The sequence below is a fragment of the Deltaproteobacteria bacterium genome (genome assembly GCA_030654105.1).
Lineage (GTDB): Bacteria > Desulfobacterota > SM23-61 > SM23-61 > SM23-61 > JAHJQK01.
This window is the reverse complement of the sequence record JAURYC010000188.1, coordinates 1-6,337: the sequence shown is the minus strand read 5'-3', so window position 1 is coordinate 6,337 and position 6,337 is coordinate 1. Positions and strand designations below refer to the sequence as shown.

Below are 6,337 nucleotides of genomic sequence, written 5' to 3'. Positions count from 1 at the left end.
GTTGATCATGATTAGTTCCCCGGCATTCCAGCCTACAAAGGAAAGAATCAACAGAGTGAAGACCCGGTTGACCACGCCCTTGGGGTTATCAAAAAAAACAACCAGGCACAGGGTCAGGTTGATGGCCAAAGCCAAAGCCGCCGGCAAAGCATAAATAGTCATATCATTTCACTGATATTTCCGATTTGTGATTAGAGATTTTCCCAATCTGCAAAGTTTTCTATCCTCAAGGAGCCAGAACCGGTACCCAGCCGTTATTCCGGTTTCTCATCTCCCCTCCCTTTACCCCCCTTATGAATACGACCATCCTAATTATGGCTTAACCATTTGTCAAGAGGACAATATTCCTTGCCCACCTTCACTTTTTAGGGTCACGAATGATCACTTATTAACCGGGCGGGAGGGTGATGAAGGCGGGAGCGGAGGAATCCAGGGCATCCTCGGCTGAAGCCCCGCCCCTGCCGATGAAAGAATCCGCCTTAGGCGGACCTTATGCTCCGGAAAGAGTCACCCTCCCGCCCGGTTCCGGCGCTGGAGGATTATCCCAGGCCCGGGGTTCAGGACGCCTCCTGATGCTCGACAAATCTGCGGCGATTCTGTATAATCAAAACAATTTTGATGGTTGGGGGGGTTTATGGGGGCTGAGGTCTATGTGGCAGGCGTGGGCATGACCAAATTCGGCAAGAGGACCGAATCTTTACCCGAACTCATGGTGGAGGCAGCTTCCAAGGCTATGGGGGACGCTAAAATTCACACCATTGACTACGTCTTGATCGGGGTCATGAACGTGGAAGAGTTCACCGGCGAGAGCAATTTTGCTGCCTTGATTGCCGACCGGCTGGGCTTATCCGGCGTGCCTTCCTCCAGAGTGGAAACAGCTTCCTCCACGGGCTCGGCGGTTTTCGAATCCGCCTTTTACGCCGTAGCCTCCGGCTACCATAAGAACGTTCTGATCATCGCCGGCGAAAAGATGACCCATTTACCTACATCCCGCACGACTAAAATTCTCGCGGAAGTAATTGAGCAAAACGAAAGAAACCACGGGGCTTCCATGCCTGCCCTGGCTGCCATGATTACCCAAAAATACCAGCAGGAAGCCAGGCTTTCGGCTGAACAAATGCAATCCGTTCTGGCTAAGGTAGCCATCAAGAATCATTACAATGGATCGCTCAATCCTTACGCGCAATTCCGGAAGGTGGTCTCGGAGGCGGATTACTTTGGTTCGCGATGGGTATCCTTCCCTTTGCGCACTTATGATTGTGCTCCGATCACCGACGGGGCCGTAGCCGTGGTTTTGACTGCGGAGAAAAAAATAATCCGAGTCTCTGGCCTCGGTCATGCCACCGATACCCTGGCGGTTCGTCACCGGGATTCGTTCACCTCCTTCCGGGCCACTCGGCTGGCTGCCCAGCAAGCCTACAACATGGCCAAAATAAATCCCCAGGACATTTCCGTGGCCGAAGTGCATGATGCCTTCACTCCCTTTGAAATTATTGGCACGGAAGACTTAGGATTTTTTCCCCCCAAACAAGGATGGAAAGCCCTGGGAAAGGGCCTAACCTCGATCAAAGGAAAAATACCCATTAATCCTTCGGGAGGTCTTAAGGCCCGAGGCCACCCGGTAGGGGCTTCGGGGCTGGCTCAGATCGCGGAAGTGGTTTGGCAATTGAGGGGCGAATTGGAACCATCGCGCCAAGTCCAGGGGGCGAGGATCGGCCTGAGCCAAAATATTGGGGGTTTGGCCAACAACAATTTAGTGACCATCTTAGAACGTACCGACTCCTACCGCCCAGTTCCAGTATACTGGCAATCTCTCTTTAACGCTGGCAATACCGATACTAAGGAGATCTCCGAACAGCCTCCCTCTGCGAATTACGGAACCTTGGAAACTTTTACCACCCTTTACACTACCCCCGAAGGAGTTCCATCGCCCCTCACCCTTGGATTCGTGCGCACGAATGACCAGAAAATGATTTTGGCCCGCGCTCGCCAGGGGAACCTGAAAATAGGGCAAAGGGTCCAATTGGAAAGGGAAGGAGATCTTTTTTACTTTCGGGAAGGCTCCTTTACCGGATGGATGAAAGAGAGAATAGGAAGATGGCTAAGCCGGGTTTTTATTCCTCCCAACCCCAAGGAGGGAAAATCTTGAACGAAGAGCAGGTATTAAGCGTCGGTAGCTACCTCCGGCAGGAGCGGGAGCGAAGGAACATCTCCTTAGAATCTGTTGCCAAAGTAACGCGCATCACCTTGCAGAACCTCGAAGCCCTGGAAAGAGATGATTTCCGCCTCCTTCCCGCTCCAGTTTTTACGCGCGGTTTCCTGCGCACGTATGCCGCTTACCTCGGGAGCGACCCCAAGGAAGTCCTGGCCCTCTATGAAGCTCAGGTGGATTTCTCATTGGTTTCTCCCAAAATGAAAATTGGCCCCCCTCCCAAGAAGACCCGGCCCCTGGTGAAATTCGCCCTTGTTTTATTCATCTTAGCTTTGGCCGTGGGTATTCTCTTTTCTTCTTTCTACAAAAAAACGCCTACTCCACCTCCATCTCCTCCTTTACCTGTTCCAGAGGCTTCCTCTTTGCCAACGCCACCGGATAAAACACCTCCTATCGAGGACCTTCCCTCCCCGGAAAAAGAATTGTTAAAGACTCCGGCGGTATCAGCCCCTCCTCCTGCCCCAACTCCTGATTTAATTGAGGGCGAGAAAAAGAAGGAACGGAGGCATGTCCTCAAAATCAAGGCTACAGAAGTGACCTGGCTCAGCATTCAATCCGATAACCAGAAGGAGGTGAGTACCCTCCTCCAACCCCAAGAGTCGTCAACCTGGACCGCCCGGCGTCAGTTCAAAGTTACTGTTGGCAATGCCGGTGGTGTGGAAATTTCTTTCAACGGAGTTCCCCAAGGGCGTTTGGGAGATTCCGGTGAGGTTGTCCACCTGCTGCTGCCGAAAGAGATAAAGAAGAAGGTTGCCGGCGAAGAAAAGAAGGAAGAATAGAAATGCAGTGCCGAATGACGAGCGCGGAAATCAGATTCGCCGCTCCCAGAAGGAAAGCCACTTGGAAGGAAGTAAAAAAAGGAATGAATAAAAAAGTATAAAGGATTCCTCCTCCTCCTGCTCCCAGGGCTTCGCAAAGATAAACTCTGCCGATGGTTGAGGAAGATTTTTTGACCCCATCCGCGTAAAGGCCGCAGCCTAAAGCAAAAAGGGTACCGTCCACCATCCCTAAGGGCGCAAGGAGAGGAACGGTCCAGAAAAAGATGGCGAAAAGGCTGGTCCCTTCCCCGAGGGGAAGGCCCATGATATCCCTGAGACAGCGCACTCCGTAAATAGTGAGGGGAAGGAAAAGGGATAAAACCATTTGTAAAAGGGCATAACCGCCTCTTCTCCATCCCAACTCTTGCACCTTCCTGCCGATCAGGAAACTTCCAGCCGCCTCCAGCAGGAGCCAGTTCGCGAGGATGATGGCAATAGAGAGCTCATTCCCGGCAAAGACCACCAGGAGTTCGCGGATGACCATCACTTGGGTTATCGTGAAGGTAAATCCCATTAGGATCAGAGCAAAAATAATAGGGAGGTTCATGGGATGTTTCTCGTTGGAGAGGATTGAATTATTCATTACGCCCCTTGGAGAATTATAGCAAAAACCCGGCCTCTTCCTGAATGAAAAAAGGAGCTCCTTCCCTCCGAGATATCTTTCTGCTATGATCTTGCTAAAAAAGTTTTTCCGAACCCATGCCCTTTTACAAAACACCAGCCATCGTCCTCCGCTCAATCCCTTACGGTGAAGCGGATAAAATTGTCACCCTTTATACCCTTGATTTTGGTAAGGTCAAAGGAATCGCCAAAGGGGCCAAGCGATCGCGCAAGCGCTTCGGCAACACCCTGGAAATCTGTTCTTACATCACCCTTTCTTTTTTCGAGAAAGAGACCTCGGATCTGGTTCGGTTGAACCATTGCGACCTGATTCACTCTTTTGTCGGCTTATGGGAAGATATCAACAAACTGGCCTGGGCCAGTTATCTCATCGAGTTGGTCAATGCCATGACGGCGGAGAAAATTAAGAACAAAATGCTCTTTAAACTTTTGCTTGTTTTTCTTAATCTTATCGACAAAGGTATTCTTAAGGAAGAAATCCAGCGGGTTTTCGAAGTTCGGCTCCTCGCCCTCCTGGGATACCAGCCCATGCTCGATCATTGCCTGCGGTGTAAAAAAGGACTTTCCGGGGGAAAATTATTCTTTAGCGTCCGGGAAGGCGGAGTACTCTGTCCAGTCTGCGCCGTCAATCTTCCTGGTCTGGTTCCCATCTCCCTGGGAACGATCAAGACCCTTCTCCTCACCCAAACGATCCTTCTGGAAAAGGTCGGGCGCGTTTCTTTTTCGCCCCAATCTTTAAGAGAAAGCAAGACGATCCTCTCCCTTTTTCTCGAGCAATACTTAGGAAAAGACCTTAAATCCAAAAAATTTCTCGAGCAGTTTTCCCCATCCGTCTGAGAATAATGGGCCTTTCTTGGCCAAGACTTTTTTAAAAAAATGTGGGAAAGTCAGGAACCGTTCGTGAACAACTGAAAACTCAAAACCTCGGGTCCAATTCAACCTGAACCAGGGATGCAGTAAATCTTTTTCATGCGGCTGCTGCCGGTTTTCCTCGATATGGTTCATTCCGTAGAATGGGCAGATCATTACAACACGGTTGAGGACATGACCTATTCGGCCGGCGACGCGGTTTTCAACGGCCTTGTTCGACTGAAACCTGGAACGCTTGATTTTGACAACCTCGAAGGGGATCTTGCCGAATCCTGGGAGATCTCCAAGGACGTTTTGGTTTACACCTTCCGCTGTTCAATACACCTTTGATCGCCTGAAAAACCCCAAACTGGGATCCCCCTATGGCGCGAAGTTTCTCACCATTGACAAGGTTAAAGTCAGCGACCAGCCTTTTTCACCTTGACTTTTCCCCTTGGAAAATGTTAAAAGATTTTCCTTTAGAATTGCTTCTCAATTTATAGCAAGGGCGTAAAGGGATTTTGAGTATGACTTTCCAGGACTTGATCATGGCCCTACAAAAATTCTGGGCCGATCGCGGATGCGTCCTGCAGCAACCGTATGATACAGAAGTAGGGGCTGGGACTTTTAACCCCGCGACTTTCCTAAGGGTTCTGGGGCCAGAGCCCTGGAAAGTTGCTTACGTAGAACCCTCCCGCAGACCCACCGATGGAAGATATGGAGAAAATCCCAACCGCCTCCAGCATTATTACCAATTTCAGGTCATTTTGAAACCTTCCCCCTTAGAAATCCAGAACATCTACCTGGAAAGCCTCAAGGCGTTCGGGGTGGAACCTCTAGAACATGACATCCGTTTCGTCGAAGACGACTGGGAATCTCCTACTTTAGGAGCCTGGGGTTTGGGGTGGGAAGTCTGGCTCGATGGGATGGAGATCACGCAGTTCACTTACTTTCAACAAGCCGGCGGCATTGATCTCAAGCCCATCTCTGTAGAAATCACTTACGGCATCGAAAGAATCGCCATGTACCTCCAGGAGATCGATAACGTCTTCGATTTGGAATGGACCAAAGGAATCAAATACGGAGATGTACATCACCGCAGCGAAGTGGAGTTTTCTTGCTACAACTTCGAAGAAGCCGACATTCCCATGCTTTTCCAACTGTTCGACATGTATGAAAAGGAGTCGATCCGCTTGAACCAAAAAGGTCTTGTGTTGCCGGCTTATGATTATTGCCTGAAATGCTCCCACGCCTTCAACCTGCTTGAGGCCCGGGGAGCGATTAGCGTAACGGAACGTACCCAGTACATCGCCCGGGTGCGCAATTTAGCCCGCCTATCTGCAGAGGCTTACTACCAACAACGCCAATCCATGGGTTTTCCGTTATTGAAAAAGAATACCGCCTGATATTATAAAGAATAATTTGGACACGGATGGATACAGATAAACACGGATTAGCAGGAATCATTATATTAAACCTAAAAGGCGATTCACCACAGAGGGCACTGAGGAAAGTTGAGATAAATCAAGGCCATAAACTCCTTTTCGCTGCTTTACTCTGCGCACTCGTTAAGTGAAAACAATACGACATTTTAGCTTACGAATTGATTACATGAGAACAAAGAGAAAAGATTAAGCTTATTTTGTTTTTAACTATGAATTTATTCTCTGTACTACTAACGCGCAAAATCTCAAAATTTTGTTAAGCAATCCCCCCCACCCTATCCCTCCCCGAAGGTGTGAAAAAATTGGGTTGGGGAAGGGCGATGGATCAAAAGTTGAAAAATTTAGGCTTAACCTAGAAAAATAACCTTAGGAATCAGCTGTGAGCAATTCCA

7 protein-coding genes are annotated in these 6,337 nt (G+C 49.4%); 6 read left to right on the top strand and 1 reads right to left on the bottom strand.

The window, feature by feature from the left end:
- Nucleotides 1–407: 407 nt before the first annotated feature.
- Genes Q7V48_07850 through Q7V48_07840 form a run of 3 tightly spaced genes read left to right on the top strand, consistent with a single transcriptional unit; the run spans nt 408 to nt 2,991 of the window.
- The gene (locus Q7V48_07850; protein MDO9210647.1) at nt 408–671 is read left to right on the top strand and encodes a hypothetical protein; all 264 of its coding nucleotides are present in this window, start codon (nt 408–410) and stop codon (nt 669–671) included.
- Nucleotides 635–2,149: a thiolase family protein gene (locus tag Q7V48_07845; GenBank protein ID MDO9210646.1), complete on the top strand. Its 1,515-nt coding sequence runs from the start codon at nt 635–637 to the stop codon at nt 2,147–2,149. Before Q7V48_07850 ends, Q7V48_07845 begins: the two co-directional genes overlap by 37 nt.
- Nucleotides 2,146–2,991, top strand: coding sequence for a DUF4115 domain-containing protein (locus Q7V48_07840; GenBank protein MDO9210645.1), 846 nt, complete (start codon nt 2,146–2,148; stop codon nt 2,989–2,991). Before Q7V48_07845 ends, Q7V48_07840 begins: the two co-directional genes overlap by 4 nt.
- Here Q7V48_07840 and Q7V48_07835 read toward each other — a convergent pair.
- Nucleotides 2,882–3,613 carry a hypothetical protein gene (locus Q7V48_07835; GenBank protein ID MDO9210644.1) on the bottom strand — a complete coding sequence of 244 codons (732 nt, stop codon included), beginning with the start codon at nt 3,611–3,613 and terminating at the stop codon, nt 2,882–2,884. The genes Q7V48_07840 and Q7V48_07835 overlap by 110 nt on opposite strands.
- Before the next feature lie 116 nt (nt 3,614–3,729).
- Here Q7V48_07835 and recO point away from each other — a divergent pair, with 116 nt between their 5' ends.
- From recO to glyQ, 3 genes are all read left to right on the top strand, one after another.
- On the top strand, nt 3,730–4,488 hold the full coding sequence (gene recO, locus Q7V48_07830; GenBank protein MDO9210643.1) for a DNA repair protein RecO: 759 nt from the start codon (nt 3,730–3,732) through the stop codon (nt 4,486–4,488).
- A gap of 132 nt (nt 4,489–4,620) precedes the next feature.
- The gene (locus Q7V48_07825; protein ID MDO9210642.1) at nt 4,621–4,851 is read left to right on the top strand and encodes a hypothetical protein; all 231 of its coding nucleotides are present in this window, start codon (nt 4,621–4,623) and stop codon (nt 4,849–4,851) included.
- A gap of 176 nt (nt 4,852–5,027) precedes the next feature.
- Nucleotides 5,028–5,906 (top strand): glycine--tRNA ligase subunit alpha, encoded by an 879-nt coding sequence (gene glyQ, locus Q7V48_07820; protein ID MDO9210641.1) that lies wholly within the window; start codon nt 5,028–5,030, stop codon nt 5,904–5,906.
- Nucleotides 5,907–6,337 lie beyond the last annotated feature (431 nt).

Bases quoted from the DNA above. Each gene is read 5' to 3' on its own strand.
- Q7V48_07850 (MDO9210647.1), top strand. From the start codon at position 408: ATGAAGGCGGGAGCGGAGGAATCCAGGGCATCCTCGGCTGAAGCCCCG.
- Q7V48_07845 (MDO9210646.1), top strand. From the start codon at position 635: ATGGGGGCTGAGGTCTATGTGGCAGGCGTGGGCATGACCAAATTCGGC.
- Q7V48_07835 (MDO9210644.1), bottom strand. From the start codon at position 3,613: ATGAATAATTCAATCCTCTCCAACGAGAAACATCCCATGAACCTCCCT.
- recO (MDO9210643.1), top strand. From the start codon at position 3,730: ATGCCCTTTTACAAAACACCAGCCATCGTCCTCCGCTCAATCCCTTAC.
- Q7V48_07825 (MDO9210642.1), top strand. From the start codon at position 4,621: ATGCGGCTGCTGCCGGTTTTCCTCGATATGGTTCATTCCGTAGAATGG.
- glyQ (MDO9210641.1), top strand. From the start codon at position 5,028: ATGACTTTCCAGGACTTGATCATGGCCCTACAAAAATTCTGGGCCGAT.